The following is a 24,933-nucleotide window of genomic DNA, read 5'->3' as shown; positions in this document are numbered from 1 at the left end:
ACTAATCATCCATCATGAAACTTCTGATAGTGATCTAGAGCCAGAGTCATCATTCCGTATATAGGCTCCTTATTCTTGTTTTCGATTTGTCCGGATGGCGCAAAAGAGTTGAATTCGTTCGTTACATATTCCCTCACAAACACATTGTTTTGAAGTACGCCGCCTTGCAAAATGATTTGAAAAGGTTGTCTATATAAATTTATTCGCTCAATAACTGCCTTAGCACAAGTAAATAATTGTTCGGCTGCTTGAATCATAATGGATTGAGCCACTTGATCGCCCTGCGATTGAGCTTGTGAGACGAGACTGGACAATTCAGCTACTTTTTCCACAGAATAACTCGAGTTGTATGTCCAATTAAACAAATCCTCGGGATCTTTCAGATCCAAATAAGGAAGAATATGCTCAGCCAACTTGTTGGGTGCCTCCCGTCCATCCATAGTTTTCAAAATGTGAATGATCGCTTGTTTACCGATCCAATACCCGCTTCCCTCATCCCCGACTCGGTGTCCCCACCCTCCTGCTCTGGCAACCACGCCTTGATCATTAACGCCATAGACGATGGATCCCGTTCCAGCAATCATAAGAATGCCTGGCTGACCATTCGTTGCCCCCAGTAACGCTGCGAAACCGTCATTTTCAATAATTAAACGTTTGGCACGTATACGTAAATGCTGCAGCGCCTCTTCGACCAACGCTAGGATGATCCTGCGGTCATATTCCGTATCCAAACCAGCGATCCCCAATGCGGCACAATCCGTTTCTAGTTCTGTTTCGCCAACCTCCCCATTCCCTACTAATTTACCGTCCTCCAAAGCATTTCGAATCGCATGGATAAGCTCCCTCACGGCTGCTTTTTTACCAACCCCCTGATAATTACAAGATCCTGATCTGCCCTGCCCTCGAATCTGACCATGCTCATCGAAGAAGTAACATAGGCTTTTTGTTCCTCCTCCGTCCACAGCAAGAAATGGAATCTTTTTTGCCGACATTATGGGTTCCCCCACTCCCTCATGACTTCATCCAAAATCTGCAGGACGGTTCGGCTTTTATGATCCGACTCTATTAACCATTGATCCAGAGCTATTTGTTCCTTACAACGTATCTGAATCATTCTATTCATCTCTTGGGGGCTTGGTCCTCCTGGCAAGGAGCGTATTTGAATAAAGTTCTCAGGGTCTAAAGCTTGTGCCAAGGTGTCTATATCCATCTTCAAATTACGACCGATGATCTCCTTAGCTGCTTCATTGACGAGTTCCCATGTAACTTCGTTCGCTGCTAACCCTTCCGACATTGCTCTCTTTACGACTGAACTTACGATATGGTGGGAGGTTCGGAAGGAGAGTTTGTCCGTTCTAACCAAGGTATCCGCCAGTTCGGTAACGGTAGCGAAACTACCTTCTGTCCGTTTACGAAGCACCTCTTTATTAACATCCATAGTCCCCACTACGACGGTTAGAAGTCGATAGATCTTGTCCATGAGTTCAAGAGATTTCCACGCGTAAGGCTGCATATCGTCTTCGGTATCAACAATATCGCCGAAAGGCGTATTATGCATCATCGCAAGCACTGAATCCGCGTTACCTACGCAGCTAGAAAGAAGTGCGCGCATGTGTTCTAGAGAAACAGGATTTCGCTTTTGCGGCATGATGGAACTGATCTGTACATAAGGACTGGCTACCTTGATAGCGGCGAACTCCTGTGTACACCAGAGCAATAAATCCTGAACGACTCGACCCAGGTTGATAGCTGCAAGTTTAATGGAAGTAGCAACCTCTCCCAAATAATCCGCTCCTCCAATCGCATCATAGGAATTCTCTACGAGCTCGTCGAAGGCTAGAAGCTCTTTCACTCGGTTCCGATTAATAGGAAAACCCGACGTTGTAAGCGCAGCAGCTCCCATACTACTGCGGTTGCAATTATTGTAAGCGGCCGTCATCCGGCGAATGTCTCTCGTAAGCGAGTCAACAACAGCTATGATGTAATGAGCCATGGTCGTTGGCTGCGCCTGCTGAGTATGTGTGTAGCCAAGCATCAACGTATGAATATGCTCCTCTGCGAATTGCAGAAGCTGCTTACGTAACAGTAAACCGGATTGCATCGTGACCAGAAGCTTCTCCCTAAGTACCATACGGTAAATAGTAACACCCATATCGTTACGGCTCTTCGCTAGATGCAAATTTCCCGCAACATCGCCTGCGTGCTGTTGCAGCTGGCTTTCCACCTGAAAGAATAAATCCTCAAACTCACCCGAATAACTAGAGTGGCGGAGAAGATCAAGGTCAAGATGTACAAGGGCTTTCGCAATCTGGCTTGCCTCATCCTGTGAAATCAACTGCTGCTCCTTCAACATGATCAAATGAGCCTTATTGATGGCCATCATGGCATCCAATAAGTGTTGCTTAGCTTCATTGTACGCAGGTTCTAGAACAGCTTCCGTATACGTTTTACCAGGAAATACCTTACCTTCACTTTCCATAATAGACTCACGATTTCCCATCCACTTGTTCACCTCCGTCTTTCATTACTGGTTTCTGTAACCAGTTTTCAAGTAATTGATGTAAGTTGGTGACTGCTTCCGCTATAATCCATTCCCCTGCTTCTAATGATGTCTGCCCAACATGCCCCGTGTAGCCATCCCATCCTGCTGGACTGCCTTCCACCAATACATAAGGTAGATTCGAAAGTGAATGATTTGCTGTTAGTTCTACGTCACTGTCACTTACATGAACCAAATCTGGACGAAATGCCTTGACAACCGACATTTCATAGGGACCTCCATGACCTCTGCCAGTTGTTCCTGTAAAGATGCCAGCTTCTTCCGCACTTTGCGTTGTTACCATTTGCCACCAGTTCACTAATAGAACACTAGCTTTCTTATGGGTTGCTGTAATGGCTTCTGCTACTGTTCTGGAAACACCCATATTCCCATCATGCGCGTTTAACAACAGCACATTTCGGATACCCAACTGACAGATCCCATCAACAATTTCATATAAATAATCGGTGATGACAGACGGACTCACTGAGATTGTTCCTGGATAATGATGGGTCTTTCCAGGACAAGCCGTATAAGGGATGACGGGATAAATGAGCGGCTTCAAGGCAGGATGGAGACGCTCAGCGAAACCATTCGCTAGAATGACATCAGTACCGAGTGGTGAGTGCGGCCCGTGATATTCGATTGATCCGAGCGGCACGACTGCAAAACGGACTTCTTCTAATACAGTTTGTAGATCACGACCGTGTACTTCCCTAATATCCATGGGCTTGATTCCCCCGTTTGGTAAATCGGGAGGCCCGTCTAGGCCTCCCTCTGTAGTTATTTCTATTGCTTTAAGCTGATCATGTTCACGAAGAGACGAATAGAACCAGGGACAAGGTTCGGAATTTCACGGTACCATACAAGCGAACTGTAGGTGTAGGTTCCCTTACCGTATTTAGCGCTTAGGAACGTTCCGGTAAATTCCTTCTCCCCTGCATCGCCGTTAGATATGAGCTGCGTGTACTCTTTGCCCCACACAGACGGGTTGTAAGCCGATCGATCTTGAATCCAATTGTTCCAATCTGCTTCTGTAATCTTATTTGGCGTCGTAAAGATTGGATGATCAGGCGCTAGCATCGTTACTTTGGAATTCTCATCTGTGACACGCCATTGAATTAATGGCTCCCCAATTTTTATCGGATAAGGGGCAAGTTCAGGTTTCCATTTATCTTCCGGCTTATGATATTGAACGACTAGATTTCCGCCATTTTCCACATAAGAGAGAAGTCTCTGATTGCTCGATAACAGCTCTGGACGGAAACCATATGCCCGAATGCCCAAAACAATCGTTTCATATTGAGATAAGTCAGCTGATTGGATCGCTTTATCGTCAAGTTTCGTTACGTTTACGCCAAATTGGGTTAAGTACTGATCAATATTGTCGAATCCACTGGATACATATCCCACTTTCAGACCTGTAGGCACCTTCAAATCAAATGCCTGAATCTTTAATTCTGCTGGCTGAATCAAATAGGTTTTGCCGATATGTGGATAGTCGATAATTTGTACGTTTTCCTTACTGGTAACATTACCGCTTGTTGCTACCGCTGTTACCGTATATTTGCCAACTGCTGTTCCAGCAGGAGCTTTGACTTGGAACGTAACCGGCTTCGTCTCACCTTTTGCAGCGAAATTCACTTCTTGAGATGCAGGGGTTACATTCCAATCCTTAGGGACGTTCAAGGAAATGGACGTTTTGGCAGCGCCTGGCGAGTAGTTGCGAACCGTAACCTTGACCGGAAGAGGCTCTTCGGTCTTCAATGTGTTAAGTACCGTAGCCTCAGGGCTCAACGACATAGCGAAAGCCGGGAGTACAGCCACTTGATTCGATGGGGTAACACGTATTTTTCCTGAAACATTATTTAACTGATACAAGACATCCGCACTAACTACTGATGGTTGATATACTTGGAACTCAACGGCATTCTTAGGGACTTGAACCTCGAAAGTAGCAGAAACCGTCTGATTGTAGCTTAGCTGGTCAAACTTTGTGTTTCCGACAGCTTTCGCCGTCCAGCCCTCAGGCACATTCAGTTGGAGCCCAATATTTTTCAGGTTGTTCTTGCCGCCACTGTAAGCGGAGACGACCATTTTGACCGTTTGACCTGCAACGATTTCGCCGGTTTCCGGTTTTACCTTCACAACCAACGACGATGCTTCCATGCCTGCTTTATTCAATTGAGCATCCTTCACTTGGAGGCGATATAGCAAATCGGTCTTGACGCTTGCATCTAGTGACGATGCCTTCACATCGCTCACGGCAGTTTCTACATCCGCCTTCATTTCTTGTACCTCTCGCGCCACTTCAGAGAACACAGGGTATGCTTTAACGACTTCTTCCGCATCCTTATTTAGGGCTCGCAAATCTTTGATCACTTTGTTATCTTGGCCCTTCGCTTCTATTTCTTTAGCCAAATCGTCGAAGGAGAAAGCTATGCCATCGAAGAAATCATTCTCCTTTTCAGATTTAACCGATAAATTTAATTTGTAATAGTTGAAGCTCGAACCTTCATCAACATGTCTTCCCATCCCTTGGCTCTTATGCATAAAACGGGATTCTTCTCCCAATTGGACATAAGAAGCGCCGTAAATTTCGTCGTAATCTCCTACAGGTACAGCCACATTATAATCCTTATCATTGGCAGGAAGGTACAGCTTCTTTATTTGCCAAGGCTGTAGGCCATTTTTCAAATGTTCTGGAAACACCTCGGGGTTAGCTGCATCCTTGAACGCACGAACGGTTATGACGTTAATGGCCCGATGATGACCATGTGTCGATTCCTCGTTGAGGAAAGAAGGAATGACTACGTCTGGCCGCAACTCCCGGATTTTCCGAATAAGTCTTTCATAGACCACCGAATCTCCCCACTTTTGCAGTGTTTCATCGGGGCTTTTTGAAAAACCGAAGTCAAAAATTGGATCATTAATTTGCTCGCTTAACATACCCAACGTGACATTCGTGATTTTGGAAGCTTCCTGCAGTTCGCGTGAGCGAATAATGCCTAGCGCATTACCTAGTTCACTGCCGATCTCATTCTGGCCCCCTTCCCCACGGTTTGCAATGACACTTAACGTATTGACTCCTTTTCCTAATGAAAGATAGGCAAGCATAGCGCTATGCTCGTCGTCCGGGTGAGCTCCTGTATTCATAGCGCTCGCGATGGTTGTGAGAGGTTTAATCGATTTCCAGAGATCAATAACGCCTCTGTCGGCGCTGACCGGCTGCGCCATGCTAGGAAACAGCAAGGTACCTACAACGGCAACGCTAGTAATACTCGTAAACACTTTCTTCCAAGTACCTTTCTTCACTTTAACTCCTCCTTATTCACCTTTTATCATCAAGCAGCGGTCTTGAACCCTAGAAGTTCCCGCGGAATGATCAACCTTTACACAGCTGTACCCGCTTTGTCACCGGTCAATTTTTTAGAGATAAAGAGAACAATGATAATGAGGATGATCTGAAGCACGCCATAGGCGCAAGCGGTTCCGAATTCAAACGCATACATTCTTTGGAAAATTTCCACCGAAATCGGGGCTGTTCTAGATGTAAACAACAGAATCGATGATACGAATTCACCGATACCTGTTACGAAGGCCAATAAAGTTCCCGCTAAGATCCCACTAAGCGACAAGGGAAATACGATGCGACGAAAGCTGTACCACCAGGAAGCTCCCAGATTACGGGCTGCCTCTTCGATCGAAGGATCCATCTGCATAAGCGTAGCCGACGTTGAACGGAACACAAGTGGTAAATGACGCACAAAGTAGGCTAATGGCAAAATCCAGAACGTCCCCACAAGAACTTGCCCAAAACTATAGGCAGACGGTGTACTGAAAGCTGTAATTAAATTAATCCCTACAACCGTTCCTGGTAATGCCCAAGGGAGCATAATAAATACATCAAGCAATGTCTTCCCTTTAAATTTAAGGCGAACGATCGCATAAGCAGCAGCAACACCGAATATCACATTGCCAACCGTTGCAACAAAGCTCATTTTGAAGCTGTTCGCAATAGGGCGCCACGTTTTGCTGTCCGTAAACAATTCCACATAATGACTAAATGTATATTCTGGCGGTAGTATTTGTGTCGTCCATGTACCATCAGTGGAAAAGGATATGAGAATCAATACCAGAATAGGCAGGAGCAGAATGACGACGCCTATCGTGGAGAGGAACATAGCTGTATATTTCCCCCATGCACTCTTGACCTCGGTCCGATGGACACTAACTCCTTTGCTCAAGTTCTGGTAATTTCGCAAGCCTTGATACCAGCGCATAATGATGAGAAACAGGATGGAAACAATGGATAATAAGGTAGATTGCGTAGCTGCCATATCCAAATTCCCGTTTGTTCGGGATAAATAAATTTGCATCGTCATCGTTCTGTCGATTCCGAAGATGAGAGGAGCCGTATAAGAAGCCATGGCAATCATGAAGACAAGCAAGGACGAAGCCACGATAGCTGGAGTGAGCATGGGTAATATGATTCTCCGCCAGATATAAAGACGTCCGGCTCCAAGACTTGCAGCTGCTTCCTCCAGTGAGGGATCGAGCCCCTTGATCGCAGCGGAAGCGGTCATATAGAAATAGGTGTACATCGTAAAGGTGTGAACCATGAGAACACCCCATACACCTTTTAGCGAGAACGGCACGTGGTCCATCTCAAACCAAAGCTTGAGCGTCCGCGGAATAATACCGCTTTCTCCATATAGAAAAGTGAATGAAAGTACGCCTACTAGCGGTGGCAGCGCCATGGGCACCATGGCAAGAACTGTCAGGGCCTTGCGGCCAGGAAACTCATAGCGTTCCAATAGAAAAGCCATGGTAACTCCGACTATCGCGCATGTTACTACACTTAGAACGGAGATATACACACTGGTCCAGAGGGCTTCCAAATTGGCGGTATGCTCCAAGCTGAAGAACCGTCCATAATTTTTTAAAGTAAGATTACCTTCCATTTGAATGCTCTGAACAAAAGTCTGATACAGCGGGAAGAGAACATAGGCCAGCAGTATCAGAAACAAGGGAGCAATTAATACGTATACGAAATGAGGCGAAGAAGTGATGGATGGCCGTTTGGTCACAGGTTGATGAGATACTGGTTTCTTGAAGGTCATATTCTCATCCTCCGCCTATTCTAAAAAGTAAATGCTTTCCTTTGGTATATGCATCGCAAGTGTATCGTCACGCTGACGTACTTGATGTCCCTGATTGATGAACATCGCTTTCAAAGGCTTATCGGCTACATCTGTCAAATAATTGACATTCACCCCGGTGAATTCAGCGATGACAACTTTCGCTAGGAATGTGTTCTCCGATTGTGAAGATTCTGAATGTGCCTCGCGTACCGCCTCAGGACGAATAGAAAGAGTGGTTTGAGCGCCCACTGCCAGATGACAATTAGGTGCTGTATGATTCACCAACCCACATAGAACTAGATCGGGTGAAACTCTGACATAGGCCAGATCTCCTTCTATTCGCTCCACGGTTCCGTTCCACAAATTAGACTCGCCTATAAAGGAAGCGACAAAACGATTAATAGGTCGGTTGTAAATTTCTTCCGGCCTTCCAACCTGCTGTACAACGCCGCCTTGCATGACCATGATCCGATCCGACATCGCCATGGCCTCAGCTTGATCATGCGTCACGTAAATGGTTGTAATGCCAGATTCAAGCTGCAGCCTTTTAATCTCCAAGCGTGTTTCTTCTCTCAGCTTGGCATCTAAGTTGGATAAAGGCTCATCTAGCAGTAAAATATTCGGCTCAATCACAAGTGCTCTGGCAAGCGCAACACGCTGCTGCTGTCCGCCTGATAATTGGTCAATTCGCCTATTTCCGTAACCCTGCAAATGTACTTGCTGTAACGCACGCTCAACTCTTTGGAGACGTTCTTCTTTGGGCCGTTTTCTAACTTGGAGACCAAAGGCCACATTCTCAAATACCGTCAGATGAGGAAATAAGGCATAGTTCTGAAACACCATTCCCGTATTGCGTTTGTGGGGCGGCACTGTCGTTACGTCTTGATTGCCAAATACGATACGCCCAGAGGTTGGATAGTAAAAGCCGGCAATCATTCTCAAAGTTGTTGTTTTTCCGCATCCGCTAGGACCAAGGAAAGTAAAGAATTCGCCGGGCTTAATCCGAATATGCACATCCTGAACGCCCGATACTTTCCCAAATTGCTTGGTTACATGTTCTAGAGCGACTTCGATCACGTACAGTACCTCCCTTACTTTGAGTTCGGGCAGTGGAACTATCAGGTGCTACCTCTACCCGAACGGATGTTACGCTTATTTCGCGCCTTTTCCTTTAATGCTCTCATCCCAATACTGCATCCAATCTTTCTCTTTTTCAGCCATGACCGTCCAATCAATATTCATTGGTTTCAATTCAATGCCTTTCAACCAAGCTGGAAGTGAATCTTTGCTGATATCCGTACGCGTAGGGATCTGAAATAATTTCTCTGCCAGCTCTACACGAAGCTTCGAGTCGAAAAGAAATTCATAAAATTTCTTCGCCGCCTCTTTGTTCTTGGCATTTTTCACCATACCCACGCCGTCCACTAGGATAGGTGCCCCGCTCGTTGGATAAATAAAATCAAAAGGCTGATTTTTCAAATGCTTCTGAATCATAATGTCCTGCAAGTTCCATAGCGAAAGTGTTCCTTCTTCACGGGCTAATTTTAAGTAAAGGTTGGTAGGATCCTGCGCATATTCCTTCGTGTTGGCATCCAGCTTCTTCAGCCAGTCATACCCTTTCTTAGGATCGGCGGCACCTTCCTTGAAGATCATGGCGGAATATATCGTTCTCATCGTTCCCGAAGCAAGCACGCCCCGAATAATGATTTTGCCTTTATATTTCGGATCAAGAAGTGCGTCCCAATCTTTAGGAGCGTCTTCTTGCTTAAGTGCTTTGGAATTGTACATGATCACTTCGGGCAGCAGCATTTCACCATACCAACGATCCTTAGCATCTTTGTACAAAGCTGGTATGCTATCTGCGAAACTTGGCTTGAAGCTTTCCAAGAGATCTTCGTTCGCCGCAGTCATCAGACCAGATTGGGTGCCACCCCACCAGAAATCAGCTTGAGGATTGGCCTTTTCTCCCCGTACACGTTCCAGAATCTGCTGCGCTCCCATCGTTAATACCTCGACTTCAACTTCTGGATGCTTCGCATTGAATTTTGGAATAATTTCATCGACAACACTTTTATCTCTAGCCGTATAAATAACAAGCTTTTGCTTCTCTGCGGATTTAGGCGCCTCCGTAGCTGCCGGTTTGTCAGAAGGCTTCACCGTGGGTGCTTGACTAGCATTTCCAGAACTCGGCGTGGAGCCTCCGCAAGCTGTAATCACAACCATCATGATGCTGACTAGAGTGCCTACGAGCATTCTGGATATATTCCCCTTACTTGTTCTCATTCACATAACCTCCCGAAAGGTATATTTTGTTGGAATTTACTACGGGGAAAGCTTCTAGGACGCTGTGAATCGCCCCGATGATGCCTGCTTTGTAGCCTAAAGCCGCCAGCTTGATTTGGGGTACGTACGGAACCCATTCCATCAGCATACCTTGGATCTTCTCAACACCGCTTTCCTCGATGTCAATCATCTCCCCGCTTAAAATCAACAAATCTGGATCGAGTATACTGACCATATTCGCGATTCCGTAGGCCCAGTGTCTGTAGATGTCATTTAATAATCGCCCTGCCTCTATATGCCCATCTTCCGTATGGCGAATTAGTTGTTTAATCACACCCAGCTCTTCTACAAAGGAAGGCAGCACTTTTCTGGCTTTCTCTTGGATGACTGGGACGGAGTAATTCCTTTCAAAAACGCCATATTCACCCCGGTTCAGCTTCTTTGCCTGACCCACCATCATATATCCGATCTCTCCGGATGCTTCACGCGAGCCTCTATAAAATTGCCGATCTAGGATAATACCCGCACCGATTCCCGTCCCTACATACATATAAATCTGATTCTTAACTCCGTTACCGACACCCTTATGAAACTCCCCTAATGTCATCAAATTAACGTCATTATCAATCACAACAGGCAGACCTAATCGCTCTTCGATCTCCTGTTTCACCGGTAAACCCATCCATCCTGTGCTTGGCGCATAACTCACGGTTCCATCGCGACGCTGTGTAATTCCGGGTAAACCTAAGCCAACACCTAGTAAGCGAGATTTCTCGAACCCGCTCTTGCTAAGCAAAGTCTGTAGACCCGATTCCAGACAACGAATGGCCATAGCTCCATTAGTTGGTTGCTGCAAGAAAAAGTTGTAATCAACTAACAAATCTCCACTTAGATCAGCGATAGACATATACAGCGTACTGCCCTCAAAAATGGCCCCAACTACTCCATAAGCTTGAAAATTATATTCAAGCAGGATCGGCTTCCTTCCGCCCTTGGACTCACCTACACCAACTTCATGGATTAGCCCTTCCTTCATCATTTCATCGACCAGCGCAGATACACATGGACGGCTTAGCTCCGTTAGCTTCGCCAAATCTGCTCTGGAAACCCGCTTATTTTCCCGAAGCTTACGCAGGATCTCCTGTCTGTTCAATTGTTTTACGAGCTTGCTATTTCCAGTTTGATTGCGACCAAGCACCTTGATCACCCCCTTTGATAGTTAGAATGACTAACAAAGTTTTCTAATACGATACTTATTATGAACTTTCTGAATTAAGTACAACTTCATTTAAAAATGAGATCGTAATCATCTATCCGCGCATGAATGGAAAAAAGACTGCCATCTGGCAGTCCTTCTGAATTTGAAACCCTCTTTCTAAAATAACGTAATAAATCAATAACAAAAATTATTTCCTGCCAGCAAAATACAGATAAAGGAGAGATGCTAACATGAAAAAATGGATGTTACTATTATTAATTCTTTCAACTATGGTGTTGAGTGCGTGTTCTCTATTAGAGGGAGCAAATAACTCGATAGACTATGTAAATCAAGCTACGCAACACATTAATAAATTGAGTAATTTTGCAGAACAAGCACCGCAAATGATAAAAGATGCCGCTTCGAACCCAGAAACAAAACAGGAACTTGAAAATCAATTAAACGAATTAAAAAAGGAAATAGAACAATTTAATCTGAAAAGTGTACCTTCATTTGCAAAGGTTATTCATCAACAATTGGTTAACAAAAACGAAGTATTATTACAAGAGATAAATAAAGTGGTAGAGAATGGTCATTTGGCACTGGATAAACTTCAAAATTCACAAATCTTAACTACAATTAATGATATAACAGGCTTAATCAATCGAATTAAAAATTTAGGCGCGTAAGTTCTTATAATTGACGAATCATGTGTACTTGTTCCACAAATGTAGTAAATCCTAAACGCTCTAATAATCCAATGAGCTCCTTGTTGGAATCTCTTATGTTCATGGTTATACGCTTACAAGAGGAAGACAAAGGTGCGTATACTACACTTAATGCTGCTCTGAGGATATCTTCTGCATCTACCCGGCCCGGAATCGATTCACATTGGTAAAGAGCGACGGTTGCCAGGTTACCGTCTTCTCCGAAAATACGTTGTTTGACTGCAGGAGACTTGCGTCCAAAGCCTCTGTATGTTGTAAACTGATTAGCTGCTCGGTAATACCATAGCCGACACTTTGATAGAGCTTTATCGCAGCTTTGTTTTGAATGAGTGCCTCCAGTAAGGCGATATCCACACCTTGTTCACGATACAACTGGAGGTTTCTTTTCATCAGTATTTTTCCGATCCCTTTGCCCCTTTGTTCAGGCGCAATGCCAGTGCCCCCGTTCCAGGCCACTCTCTTTCCTTCTATGCCACGGAACCCATTCATCACGAAGCCAATAGGGGCACTATTTTCATACATGACTAAGGAATGCTCTAGTGAGAGGCCTTCGTTGACAGTTCTTGAAAGAAATTTGTCCAAGCTCAGTGTACTATTTATGAAATATCCTTCGAATCCCTTATTCCATAACGAAACCATGTCTTCAGCCGACAATTCGCTCATTTTTTTGAAAATCATAATCCTCTACCTCCATAGTGAGCTATCCTATGATATAGCGGAATACCTTCTTTTCCATCTCATTAATCATGGACTTATAGTCGGTTTCCTCACCGCTAAGCATAAATTGCAGAGCAAGGCCATCCCTAACTGACCAGAATAAAAGGGAAGCTGCCGCAATATCAAGATCGGAACGGAACTCGCCAGTCTTTATGCCACCCTCCATAATTTCCTGCATGAACAATAAAGCCTTACTCGCATACTGGTTCCATCGTTCCGTTAATTCCGGTTGGCGTGCTGCATACAGCATAAACTCCAAATGAAAGGCTAGCCATTTGCGCAGCTCGTCAAGCGATTGTTGACGGAATCGGTCAAACATATAGCGGATTTGATCCGCCGCACTTGGCATATTTTTGAAATGTTCACTGGAGTTCTCCACCATCGCATTCATTTTATCGTCAGCCATTTGGATATACATCTCTTCTTTACTGGAAAAATAACTGTAAATAGCGCCTTAGCTCATCCCCAAATGACGTACGATATCATCAATAGTCGTAGCTTGAAATCCTTTTTCAATAAAGCAATGGAGCGCTCCCTCAAGAATTACTGCCCTTTTTTCTTCTTTATAAGCTTGCGTAACTTTAGGTGACATTCAGCATTATTATTCCATATCATGCCAACTGTCAAGAAATAAAAAAAGGAGCCTTTCGGCTCCGATCAGTTCACACTTGTTTTAATACGTATTATAAATATTTTCGCACTCTTTTCCTAATGGTTGATAGAAGCAATGCTTTTTATAACGCCCTACTAAAGGCTGATTATACCATGTAGGAGGGCAATCACCTGGAGGTCTGAAATACCACAGACTGAATTTTGCAGGCCAAAGTCTCTCTCCATCGATCGACCTTTTAGCAAGCCGTTTTTCCCGTTCTCTCGGTTTTTGATAAAAGTATCCGTGTAGGTAGCTTCAAAAGCATGTGCCTGCAACCATCATCATACCCGGTTCGCCTTCACCTTCGGCTTCAGCACGAAGCAGCCTTGCCAAAAGAGCAACATCCTGTTCTCTGGCTTTAACAACTGCCATATTTTCACCTCTACTAGTTTCTATCTTATTTCGTTGCAAGGGAATTTAAAATAATAAATGATCCATAGTCATTTGATAGTGTAATGTATGTTTTATTGGGGCGGAATTTTAATGGCAAAAAACCTTAAAGCTCTAGGCTTCAAGGTTTTTTGGATGATTTAACTTGTACAGAATTCATACCATTTCCCCTACAGTTTCGCCACTATGTCCCGTAAAAAAGCGATGGACCGCTGCACGTCCTCAGTCATCGTGCGCACAGGATTCGTTTCCGGCGGATGCCATAGCTCGAGCGCTATCCAACCGCCATAGTTTACATGGGCTGCCGCTTCTATTAAGGCACGCATGTCAATTTCCCCTTCGATCACATCCTCCACCGGAACGCGTCCACGCTGATTGCGCAGGTGAAATGCTTTGATGCGTTCAGGATATGAGCGCACCCAAGCAACCGGATCACAGCCTGCAACATGCGCCCAGCCCGTATCAACGCAAAGGCCAACAGCTTTGTCAGCGAACTGAATGACAGAGCGCAAATCAGCCTCGGCATTATGCCGATCCGCCGCATGATTGTGCAGGGAGAGCTGCAGTCCAAATGGACTTAGCTTGTCAGCAAGACGAGACAAGTTGTCCCCTTGACGCTGGACAAGTTCCTCCGGCTTTGGCAGCGGATTCTTCCAGCCGCCGTAAGGGTCATCGTTGACGAGAAGATCAGTACCACCTGCAGCTGCGAGCCGTTCTGCGTAAGGAAGAACTTCCGTTTCGAGGTCTGCATAATCGCCATGAAGCGAAAGACCGAGGTAGGAGGCAGAAACAGTTAGTCCGTAAGCACGGACAAGTGCCAGCTTCTCAGGCGTTGCATCTGTCTCTACAGCGTCAAGACCCGCTTCAGCGCACGCACGGTACAGATCGTCCCATACTGGCTCCTTTCCATCTGACTTCCATCGTTCAAACCAACCATACATGTTGCTCGAATAGCCGCGAATATTCATTCAGAAGCCCCCCTTGAATCTGTTGCCGGTGCTACAGTCACAAACTGCTTTTCTCCGGAATCAGCACATTTATATAAGGCGCCAATACATAGGAAATGATCGACGGCTCTCCGACCTTCGTTCGCATGTGTTGGCAAGGCGTTTACTTGGTTATAGAAATGTACTAGCGGGTGATCCATGACGGTGTAAGGTCCGCGAGGCCCCGGATCTACAATCTCTTCCACAACAACCCCATCACGGTCTTTCCTTAAAAAAACCGGTTGACGCGAATCGAATGGCGTCCAGCGCAAAGCGCCGAGTGTGCCTTCGATTTCGCCAATAAACTGCTCGCTCCCGTGCGTGCACGTGCCTCTTTCGTAATTAATAGCGATTGGAAGGGCATTCGAGCGAGAACGAAACGTCAATTGCGCACCCACATGGTGCTCAACATCGTACACGACATCTTGAGGATCCGCGGCTGTTTGGGGCTTCGCCATCCAAGCGCTGCTGACCTCAATTTCAGCAGGATCCAGCACATCGATTAGGGTAGCGAAATCGTAGGGTCCCCAGTCCATGAGAATGCCGCCGCCACTCTTGCTTTTGTCAAGAAACCATCGACTTGCTGGTTGGTACTCGACTCCTGCACGGCTGCGCGTCCATTTGTTAACGAATGTTGCGTGGTAGATATCGCCAAGCGCGCCAGATCGTATGACATTCTTAACCGCTTCGTTATGCAGCATGCCCTTATAACGTACACTGCAGCAGCCAAGCAGCTTTCCTTCTGCTTCTGCCAAAAGAAGCATCTCTTCCGCCTCTTCATCGTTCATTGCGAACGGCTTCTCACATAGCGTATGCCGACCTGATTTCAACGCAAGACGCGCCCCCTCCAAGTGGGCAAATGGAGGCGTAGCCACGATCACGATATCATCGTCAAGCGGCGTTTCGGAGGATAGCATTTGATCGGCATCCGCAAATGTACTGCTTTCTGGATAGCTGCTTAGAAATGACTTTAGCGCTTCCGCATTCGGATCGGCTACCCGAAGCCGGGCAGCTTGTGGAAGCTTGGCCGCTGCCTCCGCATGCGTACGTGCTATGACACCTGCTCCAATTAAGTACAATCGCATAAAGGTTACCTCCAATTTCGAATATGACCCTAATGTATCACATCACGAAATCGCGATTCTCTTCAAAATGCGCAACAAACTTGTCATTTTGTCCACGAACAGAAAAAGGTATAATGACTTGGGGGGGGGATTAGGATGTATGTAGAACAGCTGCGGCTTTCACGCTCTTTTGCTTTTAGCCGTGTCTGGGGATCAGATGAGGAACACGATCTGCATGTCCATGATTGCTTGGAAATCGGCGTGCTGCTCGAATATGAGTTAGAGTACCGATTCGGCGATCGCATCTATCACGGTCGACCGGGAGACGTGTTTCTGTGTCGACCTTTCGAGCCGCACTGGAGCTATGCGCATCCAGATAAATCATTCGAAGCCATCCTTGTGCTTTTTACTCCGTCACCAGTATTGAAGCTTCCCGATGGCAGCCGGCTGCTAATGCCGTTTTATACTGGACGAGGCATGTCCCCACTCATTCCGGGGGATACGACTTACGCCAAGGCAATTGCAAAAGCTGCGCGTTCCGCAGCGGAAGCACAGGAGCAAGGGCAGACGGCATGGGTGACGAGTCAGTACATGCACTTGATTGATATTTTGTTACAAGTGGATGGGTTCTTTAGCAATCAAATGGAGCAAGCGGCGCCGAGAGGAACGAACACGATAGCGGAATCCGTTGGGTATGTCCTTAACCATTACTTGGATGCAATAGACGGCGACGAACTTGCCCGTCGGGCGGGTGTCGGGCGTTCGTTCTATTATCGCGAGTTTCGTGCACTAACGGGCTTGTCGCCACATGATTTTGTGAATCAGTTGCGCGTTCAGTCGGCCATGGATTTACTACGCATATCAGAGAATTCAATCATCGAGATCGCTGAAAGAAGCGGTTTTCAGTCATTGAGCTCATTTAATAAGCAATTCAGAGCCCACGCCGGCTGCTCTCCCCGAGACTATCGAAATCGGTATCATCTGGTGACTTAAGTAAATAGAATAAGGTCGATCTGCTGCGGCAGACCGACCTTTTTATTATTCAACAATCGTTTATCTAACTTTTCCTAGAATCGACTTAGGTTCCTCTTTGCCGAACGAAACGTTCTGTCGAAATTGAAGTTGTATGCTTCCATCATAGAACGTACATATTAAACTCACGCAAAATGGCGCTTCCACGTATCTTAACGTTAACAAGAGTTTATTCGAATCCTGCCATGTTGCTGAGCCGACTGCCACATTTTTCTGTCTCATATGCAGCGTATATGTTCCCTCACACCATTCGTTTCTACCAAAGTAAACCGTATGTATTCCGGTGTTATTTTGAATCGTAACGTTGGCGGATTCCTCTGTAAAATCAATAGAAAATGTATGAATTTGTTCCTCATTTTCTTCTAACTCGAACTCGATTCCCGATAGGCCGGTCTCCAGCGTCGAGCTTGAAAGAACTCGTGGCGGTTCCAAGCTCAGTCCATGCAGCACTTGGGTTAGCGACTCGGAGGCTTCCTTGTCCACAGGCAGCTCTTCAGATTGCATGGCAGGCAGCAGATGCTCCCAAATCGTATCAAGAACGTCCTGCATGTCATTCACTCCGGACGTTATCGCGATGACGGCATTCTGCTCCGGGAGAACAATGCAGAACTGCCCGAAAGCACCGTCGCCTCGATAAGCGCCGTGACGGCATCTCCAGAATTGATACCCATACCCTTGAGACCAATCATTCTTGGTACTGGAGTCATTGGAAATTTGCTTCGATGTCGCTTCTTCTACCCAAATCTCAGGAATGAGCTGGTTCCCATCCCATTGACCTTTTTGTAGATATAGCTGTCCAAACTTGGCAATATCTTCGGTTTTGATCTTCATACCCCAGCCACCAATGTGGATGCCTCGGGGGCAGCTTTCTGAAGTGGCACCTTGAATGTCCAGCGGTTCCAACAGTCGAGGCTGCAGATATTCAAGTAACGTTTGTTCGGTTACCTTCTGCAAGATGGCCGAAAGCATATACGTGGCCCCACTGTTATACACGAAATGCGTACCTGGCTCATGTTCTACGGGAAGCTTCAAGAAATTGTTGACCCAGTTATCGGTTGACTGCATCTTTCCGGTCGTATCTTCCGCATGACCTGTACCCATCATCAGTAAATGTCGGATGGTCATCGCAGCTAGATTTGGTGTAACTTCTGGCGGCATATCCTCAGGGAAAAAGGAAACAACCCGGTCATCGAGCGAGACTCGCCCTTCTCCCACTAACAATCCGATGGCTGTAGAAGTAAAGCTTTTAGTTAAAGAAAACAGCATGTGAGGACGTTCAGGCAAATAAGGTGTCCACCATCCTTCCGAAACAACATGCCCGTGTCGGACGAGCATGAAGCTGTGAAGCTCTAGACTGCGGTCTTGAACTTCTTTTAGAAATCTCGTAATCGAGGAAGACGCGATACCTTGACGCTCAGGCTGACTTCTTGGTAGGGATCGAATAGCACTCATTCTTGTCTCTCCTTCTACACACCAGAATATGTAAATCAACAAGACTATTATATCACTTGCTTCATCTACTTTTACAAGTAATAGAATGCTAGACTACTAACAACTAGCGCACCGACAGGAGCATATTAGATTAAGGTACTAGAACCGGACCGAATAAAGGCAAGGGTATCCCCCATTCATCCCTTAGGTTAAGTGCAGGATAGTATCCAGCTCCGTATTGCAGCATAGCAGCAGCAGGAATACGTTGGTTGAAACGAAGTAGAACTGCACATCGATCATCGGATAAAGTAACTTCTACAGGCTCCCAGACCTGATCCGTCAGTTTGAACTGGAAGCCGAATACTCTATCTACATGCTGGAGGGAGCCATTCAACCCTGTAAGACGGACCCTTAATTCCGTTCGTACTGCGTCCCATTGAAACTCGCTTGGACGCGGGCCTGTTGGAAGGCTTGCGCCGTAAGCGATCCGTAAAGCTTGCCAAGCAAACCGTCTACCCATCACTTTAAGTGATGGGGCATCGAGATGAATGGGGTCGGACATCGTAGCGTCCGCTGTTGGTACTAATGCGCAGGGTGCCAACCGCTGCTCCAATCGAAATTGCTCGTGCTGAATAAAGTCCCAACAGCTTTCATGCTGTTTATCCCACGAATGAAAGTTGGCCAATTGTGCGTAGATGAACGGCAGCTGTGGTTCCTGCAAATCTTCTCTTAGTCGATGTACGAATTGCTCCATGCGTTGCGCATACATAGGGGCGTGCTCTGGATTGGCATCACTCTCTCCTTGATACCACAAATATCCTTTCACCTTCCCGCGTAGAGCCTTAACCCGTCGCAGCATGGAGCCATATAAAGAGTGTCCTTCCTGGTCCAGCAGCGCCGGATCCCATTGCATCATCCTAGTACCACCATGCGCACAAACGATGAGCCCGACTGGGACGCCGGTACTCCGCAGCAATTCTTTCCCGAAAGAAATGCCCAGCCCCGCTCCGCGTGTTCGGGTTTGACGTTCCTTTAGGCGCGCCTCCTTAAGCTTCTCCGCAGGAACGCTCCAATGCACGGGATCCACGGCTTCAAAATACCAACACATAGGGTCCTCAGCTATGCCCCAACGGTCATCCAAGTAGAAGCAGCTTACGCCTTCCATAGGCTCCTCCACTTCAAGGAGCGTGCCGCAGCCCTGCATATTGGATTGTCCGGCAAGTATCCACAGATCTCCTACGAAGACTGGCTCTACCGCCGCTTCTGCAATCAGTTGTTCAGAAACGCCATCACGAATACGAAATTGGAGACTATGGCTCCCTGTTGGAAACCCTGTGAGAACACCGTCGAACGAATCCTTATTTCGAATAACCCCAACCGTAATCCATGCTTTCTCAGCAGGCATGCTTCTTGCCGCCGCCGAGCATACTTCAACATTCCCATATGCCGGCATAGAAAGTCTCAACGAATAGGGGATGTCGGCCAGTTCCTTCGCATCACGTTGATACACTCTCTGCGGACTTGGACCTTCCACCCGAATTTCGCAAGGTACATTCACATTTCTCACAGAACCCCGATGAAGCGAATCTTCCATTATTCATTCTCTCCTCACAAAGAAAGGAAGTCGACCCATCGTGCATCGCTTCCCCACTTGTCATTATTTAATTATTTGCCTGTTTCTGTTTTCTTGATATATTCGTTCATTTGCTTCACGTAATCCATACCGCCGTTTTTGTACCAGCCTGTTAACAACGCATCGAATTCAGTGGCAGGAAGCTCGCCAATCAGAATTTTCATGGTCGTTGTATCCCATGCCTTCTGGTAATCCATGTAGTTTGGCTTCTTCGCAGCTTCCGGCTGGAAGCCCAGATCCTTACCAGCGACAACGGTGTCTACCGACTTTTTCAACCATGGCTTCACTTGTTCCACGATATCCTTAGGCGTTCCTGTTGTGATGAAGAACTCGGTATCATTCGCTCTGCGCATGGAGTTGCGGCGGATATAGAATTTCGGCGGCGGTGTAATCGCTTTCTTTTCACCGTTCGTCAACGTGTAATCCTGTCCTTCAAAGCCATCGACGACGACAGGCCACATTTCATCGGAAAGCCAAGAATCGAACAATTCAACAACCTTCTGAGGGTTTTTCGCATTTTTTGTAATTGCCCAGAAGCCCCATAGTCCGGTTGGACTTGTCGCCAGATTACCGCCCTTGACCTCGCCTTTTTCATTCTGCACATGAACAAAAGTCAATTCCGCATTGGGTTGTTGCTTTTGCATCTCGGGAAGATGCCATGTGTAATGTCCTGCGAAGCCAGGATAAACCCCGGTCAATCCGCGCCAGAAGCGTTCGCGCTGCTTCGTTCCGTCATTCGTCGCGGAATCGGGATCGAAGACCCCTTCTTTATAGAGCCTTCCCGAAAACGCGAGGGCCTTCTTGAACGCATCACCCTTCTGATCATACATCGGGTTCATATACTCGTACTCGCCGCCTGATGCTTTCTGCCAGCCAATGAGACCGAACGGTCCTGTGAGAACCGGATCTAGCACTTTGCGTCCGTTATACGCCCCGGCGTAGCCGTAAGTATCGTTTTTTCCGTTTTTATCCGGATCGTTGAACGTAAATTTCTTCAATATTTCTTCAAACTGCGCAATGGTAATTTCCCCATTAGCCGGAATCGCGAAGCCCACATTTTTCAGCCAATCCTTCCGTACCCAATAACCGTCGTTGCGCACGACAGATGTCCGCGGAAGACCGTAAATCTTGCCGTCCTGATTCACCTTCAGCTGATCCCAGGAGGCTTGGTACGTATACTTATTCAGGTTCGCTGCCGATTTCAGATAATCGTTGACGGGGATGAGAATACCGTCGCGAACAGCGTTCTGGAAAGCCTGATCGGTCGTATTTTCGAAGAATACAACGTCTGGATACTCGCCCGAAGCGAGCATAAGCTGAAGCCTCTCTTTATACCCTGTGACCGGTGGAATATCGAACGTTAGCTTCACATTGTTTTTCTTTTCGAGCTCCCCAATAAACTTGGCATCCGTCACGGATATGTCTGGTTGATCATGCATAGCCATGATTTTCAAAGCGACCGGACCTGCAGAAGCAGGCGGTTTGGTGCTGGCAGCTGTTGAACTTGAACCTGGATCTGTTGAATTTGAAGCACAAGCCGAAGTTAACAGCATCATGCCTGCGAGCGCCATTACGATTCCTTTACGTTTCTTGCTCATTTTTTATACCCTCCTCATGTAAGTAAAGCTGATCTATAGCTGCGGGTTTCCCCGATGACTATCCTTTTACAGAGCCAAGCATGATCCCTTTGACAAAGTACTTTTGCAGAAATGGATAGACGCACAAAATTGGAATCATAACAATCATTAATGTGGCGTACTTTAAGGTTTCACTCGTCACATGCTGCGAGCCCGCCTCGGCGGCATTCGATTGCTGCGCCATCATACTAGCCGCTTCAATCACCTCACGTAGGTAAAGCATTAGCGGCCAATTCGTTTCACTGCGAATATAAATAATCGCATTAAAGAAGTTGTTCCAATAGCCAACCGCAGCGAACAGGCACAATGTAGCGATAATCGGTTTCGATAAAGGAACGATGATGCGAAATAAGATGTACGGGTCTGAAGCGCCGTCCATACGAGCCGCTTCCTCCAGCTCTTCGGGCAGCGATTCGAAGAAATTTTTCATAAGAATAAGGCTGAAGCCCGAGAATAACGCAGGCAGAATTAAAGCCGCAAGCGTATCAAGCAGTCCGAGTGAGCGTATCAAGTAAAAATTGGGAATCAACCCCCCGTTGAACAGCATCGTGAATACGATGAGCATCATGAGGAACTTTCGTCCTTTGAGCACTCTTTTGGACAATGGATAGGCCGTAATGATATATAGGAAAATGCCTAAGGTTACTCCGCAGATCGTAACGATCAACGTATTCAAATAACTTCTCCACAGCAATGCGCGCGACATGATCTCTTGATAAGCCGCCAAGCTGAATTCATGCGGCCAGATCATCGTCGGATTGTTCACATAAGCCGAATAGGAACTTAGGGATACAGATGCTACATTGATGAACGGATACAGCATGACCACACAGATGAGCGTGAGCAGCGTATAGTTGATTGTGTCGAACAGCTCTAGTTTCATTTTGCTCATATACTCTCACCTACCAAATTTGTTTTCCGAACAGTCTTGCGATTCGATTAGCCATAATAATGAGAACGAAACCGATCACCGCTTTAAATAGTCCGACTGCTGCAGCGAAAGACAGTCTACCGTCGATCAAGCCAACTCGGTACGTATACGTTTCGATAACATCAGCCACTTCATAGGTCATCGGATTGTACAACAGGTACACCTGCTCGAAGCCATTGTCAAGAATGTGGCCGAGCTGCAAAATGAGCAGGACAACGACGGTTGAAGTAATTCCCGGCAGCGTGATGTAGCGGATTTGCTGTAGTCTGGAAGCCCCATCCATCTTGGCTGATTCGTACAAGGAAGGATCGATCCCCGTCATCGCTGCGAGATAGATAATCGTTCCCCACCCGACTCCCTTCCAAACCTCCGCCGATACGAGAATCGTCCGGAAATATTCCGGCTTTAACAGAAACGAAATCGGCTCATAGTCCAAAGCTTTAATTAGAAAATTGACCGGACCTGTCGATGGCGACAGAAAATTAATGATCATCCCTGCCAGCACGACCCAGGAAATAAAGTGCGGTAAATACAGAATCGTCTGCGATAATCGTTTGAACATCAGACTTCTTACTTCATTGAGCATGACAGCCAAAATGATCGGGGCAGGAAATCCGAACAATATTTGATAAAAACTGATGATCAGTGTGTTGCTCAATACTTTGTAAAAATCGCGCGACTGGAACAAATACGCAAAATTTTCAAAGCCGATCCACTTGCTTGCCCAAATCCCTTTCACTAAGCTAAAGTCTTTAAAGGCAATCACGATACCGAACATCGGAATATATTTGAACACAAGCAAATAAATCAGCCCTGGCACCAAAAAGATATACAGCCATTTATGAAGCCTGAAGTGTTTCATCGTTTCGCTTTTACGTTCAATAGGTCGGGCGGCGATATGTTTCTCAGCAGATAATTCCACAATTCTCACTTCCTTTCTTCAATGACGATCTCTCTCGTTGTATGCGGGTCGATTCTGTATGGCTGTTCAACATTATGAAAGCGATTACAAACTAGGCGAACACCCTCCGCTTGATGAATGTCCACCCCCACAGGAACATGGTGAAACGTACATTCATCAATCACGATATCTTCGTTATAAATACCTTCCAAGCCCTCCGAACGTATACCAATGCCTCCGGTTACCCCGCATCGAGGCGTATATCCGCAGTAGTCAAAGCTGCATCGTCGAATTGTAACACCCTTCGGATGTCCGCCTTCATAAAACTCCGTCCACTCGGCGCCAATCAGTATGCCGACATTCATTAAATTCTGATAGACAACATCCTCAATCAAGACCTTACTGTACTTGACGATATGCCCGCAGCCGGCAATATTTCGGAACACCGAATGTTTGATGGTATAGGCGTTCAGCTCCCAGCAGGACGGAACGATATGAGCGTTCTTATTCAACGACAGATTCACCGGGTCTTCACACTCGATCAAATAGTAGTGACCGCCTTTGCCTTGACCGTCCGGACGCCAAGAGCGAATCTTGTTCTGCATCCGTTCATTTCCGTTATAAAAGGTTAGCCTGCTATCCGTACGAAGTGGAGCATAGCTCCACTTCGCCCAGAGCTGCAGGTTATGGCGATCGATCACCTTGTCGACCAAGAGAAACGTACTATGCATGTTCTGACCATCCATCCGGACACCCTCTACAAACATGTGCTCAATCTCGAAATCACCTTCACACTTGTAAATCTTCCACGCATCTCTAGGTGCTGTGAACAGCAGCTTCCCTTCCGGCTGAAATCGTACACGGCTCGCCTTCACGCCATTGCAGCATTCCGTATGCATCGCAAAACCGTTCGAGCTGACCGTATGCAAGTTGTCGAGCTGCAAATGATGGCATTCCTTGAACTGCAGCTGAAACTCGGTGTTCGCTCCAAAATGCCAAGATAGTCCTTCGCCGATGGACACTTGCATGGCAACTTCAGGGCTATCAAGCCTCAATCTGCGTCCCTCGCCTCCTTCTATGCGACGCCAGCTAACCCCGGCGCCCTTACCATAGGTCACACTTTCGCCAACCAACGCACCAGCCTGCAAATCAAAACGGTTCGCGCAAAAGCAGGCCATGCCGTCTATATAGGGATTGCTTTCAAACACCTCTACAACTAGGAAATCATCTCCTTTGTCGACGATGACTCCGGCGCTGGAATAAGCCGGCTCCCGCGAAAATTTCAAATTTCGCAGCTGCAAATCATTACACCGTTCCGCCCAAAGGATAGAAGGCAAATAAGCTTCATTCTCTCCTTTGTGACAACCAACAAGCAGCGACGCCGGATTTCCGTCAAGATCTACCGCTCCCTCTAGTGTCAAGCCATTCATATCACGAAGCCAAAGATGTCTGCGAGACCAATCCTGACGCTCAGCTTCCTCATCTGTCACAAAGCTATGCAGATAGTAGGTTCCAGGCTCCAGCAGCACACGCGATTTTCCATACACAGCAGCAAAGGCTATCGCCCTGCGAAGCGCCTCAGCCTGATCGCCAGGGTCATCCGGCACTGCTCCAAAGTCTCTCGCAAATACACAGTTTTGTCGTTCTTGTTCCGTTATATTGATCAT

21 protein-coding genes and 1 pseudogene are annotated in these 24,933 nt (G+C 46.5%); 2 read left to right on the top strand and 20 right to left on the bottom strand.

Annotated elements, in window-relative coordinates; translation table 11 throughout:
* Positions 1-5: 5 nt before the first annotated feature.
* The 8 genes from QFZ77_RS21500 to QFZ77_RS21465 all read right to left on the bottom strand — a co-directional run bounded on the left by QFZ77_RS21500 (position 6) and on the right by QFZ77_RS21465 (position 11,164).
* Entirely contained in the window at positions 6-992 is a 987-nt protein-coding gene (locus QFZ77_RS21500; RefSeq protein WP_307442531.1) for an N-acetylglucosamine kinase, read from the bottom strand.
* Positions 992-2,500, bottom strand: coding sequence for an argininosuccinate lyase (argH, locus tag QFZ77_RS21495; protein WP_307442529.1), 1,509 nt, complete (start codon positions 2,498-2,500; stop codon positions 992-994). The genes QFZ77_RS21500 and argH overlap by 1 nt, the downstream gene beginning before the upstream one ends.
* Complete coding sequence (locus tag QFZ77_RS21490; protein ID WP_307442527.1) at positions 2,487-3,266, bottom strand: creatininase family protein; 780 nt, start codon at positions 3,264-3,266, stop codon at positions 2,487-2,489. The genes argH and QFZ77_RS21490 overlap by 14 nt, the downstream gene beginning before the upstream one ends.
* 62 nt (positions 3,267-3,328) lie before the next feature.
* Positions 3,329-5,854 carry an NEW3 domain-containing protein gene (locus QFZ77_RS21485; protein ID WP_307442526.1) on the bottom strand — a complete coding sequence of 842 codons (2,526 nt, stop codon included), beginning with the start codon at positions 5,852-5,854 and terminating at the stop codon, positions 3,329-3,331.
* Between the two features lie 77 nt (positions 5,855-5,931).
* Positions 5,932-7,662, bottom strand: a complete 1,731-nt coding sequence (locus QFZ77_RS21480) for an ABC transporter permease (protein WP_307442525.1) — start codon at positions 7,660-7,662, stop codon at positions 5,932-5,934.
* A gap of 15 nt (positions 7,663-7,677) precedes the next feature.
* On the bottom strand, positions 7,678-8,760 hold the full coding sequence (locus QFZ77_RS21475; protein ID WP_307442524.1) for an ABC transporter ATP-binding protein: 1,083 nt from the start codon (positions 8,758-8,760) through the stop codon (positions 7,678-7,680).
* 75 nt (positions 8,761-8,835) lie between these two features.
* Complete coding sequence (locus QFZ77_RS21470; protein WP_307442522.1) at positions 8,836-9,966, bottom strand: extracellular solute-binding protein; 1,131 nt, start codon at positions 9,964-9,966, stop codon at positions 8,836-8,838.
* Positions 9,953-11,164 (bottom strand): ROK family transcriptional regulator, encoded by a 1,212-nt coding sequence (locus QFZ77_RS21465; protein ID WP_307442520.1) that lies wholly within the window; start codon positions 11,162-11,164, stop codon positions 9,953-9,955. The genes QFZ77_RS21470 and QFZ77_RS21465 overlap by 14 nt, the downstream gene beginning before the upstream one ends.
* 251 nt (positions 11,165-11,415) lie before the next feature.
* Here QFZ77_RS21465 and QFZ77_RS21460 point away from each other — a divergent pair, with 251 nt between their 5' ends.
* Positions 11,416-11,853: a DUF6376 family protein gene (locus QFZ77_RS21460; RefSeq protein WP_307442519.1), complete on the top strand. Its 438-nt coding sequence runs from the start codon at positions 11,416-11,418 to the stop codon at positions 11,851-11,853.
* A 177-nt stretch (positions 11,854-12,030) separates the two neighbouring features.
* On the opposite strand, the gene QFZ77_RS21455 is transcribed toward QFZ77_RS21460, so the two are convergent.
* The 6 genes and pseudogenes from QFZ77_RS21455 to QFZ77_RS21435 form a co-directional block, all read right to left on the bottom strand.
* A complete protein-coding gene (locus QFZ77_RS21455) occupies positions 12,031-12,570 on the bottom strand; it encodes a GNAT family N-acetyltransferase (protein ID WP_307442518.1) in 540 nt (179 codons plus the stop codon).
* Positions 12,571-12,592: 22 nt separating this feature from the next.
* Positions 12,593-13,015: a TetR family transcriptional regulator C-terminal domain-containing protein gene (locus tag QFZ77_RS21450; protein ID WP_307442516.1), complete on the bottom strand. Its 423-nt coding sequence runs from the start codon at positions 13,013-13,015 to the stop codon at positions 12,593-12,595.
* 48 nt (positions 13,016-13,063) lie between these two features.
* Positions 13,064-13,201, bottom strand: coding sequence for a TetR/AcrR family transcriptional regulator (locus QFZ77_RS37870; protein ID WP_373462631.1), 138 nt, complete (start codon positions 13,199-13,201; stop codon positions 13,064-13,066).
* 81 nt (positions 13,202-13,282) lie between these two features.
* Positions 13,283-13,633: pseudogene (locus QFZ77_RS21445) on the bottom strand (cell wall hydrolase).
* Between the two features lie 188 nt (positions 13,634-13,821).
* Positions 13,822-14,619 (bottom strand): sugar phosphate isomerase/epimerase family protein, encoded by a 798-nt coding sequence (locus QFZ77_RS21440; RefSeq protein ID WP_307442514.1) that lies wholly within the window; start codon positions 14,617-14,619, stop codon positions 13,822-13,824.
* Positions 14,616-15,722: a Gfo/Idh/MocA family protein gene (locus QFZ77_RS21435; protein WP_307442512.1), complete on the bottom strand. Its 1,107-nt coding sequence runs from the start codon at positions 15,720-15,722 to the stop codon at positions 14,616-14,618. The genes QFZ77_RS21440 and QFZ77_RS21435 overlap by 4 nt, the downstream gene beginning before the upstream one ends.
* A gap of 135 nt (positions 15,723-15,857) precedes the next feature.
* Here QFZ77_RS21435 and QFZ77_RS21430 point away from each other — a divergent pair, with 135 nt between their 5' ends.
* Entirely contained in the window at positions 15,858-16,694 is an 837-nt protein-coding gene (locus QFZ77_RS21430) for an AraC family transcriptional regulator (RefSeq protein ID WP_307442510.1), read from the top strand.
* A gap of 60 nt (positions 16,695-16,754) precedes the next feature.
* Here the strand turns inward: QFZ77_RS21430 and QFZ77_RS21425 are convergent, their stop codons facing one another.
* The 6 genes from QFZ77_RS21425 to QFZ77_RS21400 form a co-directional block, all read right to left on the bottom strand.
* Entirely contained in the window at positions 16,755-18,185 is a 1,431-nt protein-coding gene (locus QFZ77_RS21425) for a serine hydrolase domain-containing protein (protein WP_307442507.1), read from the bottom strand.
* Between the two features lie 130 nt (positions 18,186-18,315).
* Positions 18,316-19,758: a sialate O-acetylesterase gene (locus QFZ77_RS21420; RefSeq protein WP_307442505.1), complete on the bottom strand. Its 1,443-nt coding sequence runs from the start codon at positions 19,756-19,758 to the stop codon at positions 18,316-18,318.
* Positions 19,759-19,829: 71 nt separating this feature from the next.
* A complete protein-coding gene (locus QFZ77_RS21415) occupies positions 19,830-21,395 on the bottom strand; it encodes an extracellular solute-binding protein (RefSeq protein ID WP_307442503.1) in 1,566 nt (521 codons plus the stop codon).
* A 58-nt stretch (positions 21,396-21,453) separates the two neighbouring features.
* Positions 21,454-22,326 carry a carbohydrate ABC transporter permease gene (locus tag QFZ77_RS21410; protein WP_307442501.1) on the bottom strand — a complete coding sequence of 291 codons (873 nt, stop codon included), beginning with the start codon at positions 22,324-22,326 and terminating at the stop codon, positions 21,454-21,456.
* A gap of 10 nt (positions 22,327-22,336) precedes the next feature.
* Positions 22,337-23,287: an ABC transporter permease gene (locus QFZ77_RS21405; protein WP_307442499.1), complete on the bottom strand. Its 951-nt coding sequence runs from the start codon at positions 23,285-23,287 to the stop codon at positions 22,337-22,339.
* Positions 23,288-23,292: 5 nt separating this feature from the next.
* Positions 23,293-24,933, bottom strand: coding sequence for a glycoside hydrolase family protein (locus tag QFZ77_RS21400; RefSeq protein ID WP_307442497.1), 1,641 nt, complete (start codon positions 24,931-24,933; stop codon positions 23,293-23,295).

The organism is Paenibacillus sp. V4I3 (genome assembly GCF_030817215.1).
GTDB lineage: Bacteria > Bacillota > Bacilli > Paenibacillales > NBRC-103111 > Paenibacillus_E.
Note: the sequence above shows the minus strand (reverse complement) of the source record. Positions and strands in the feature narration are given on the sequence as shown.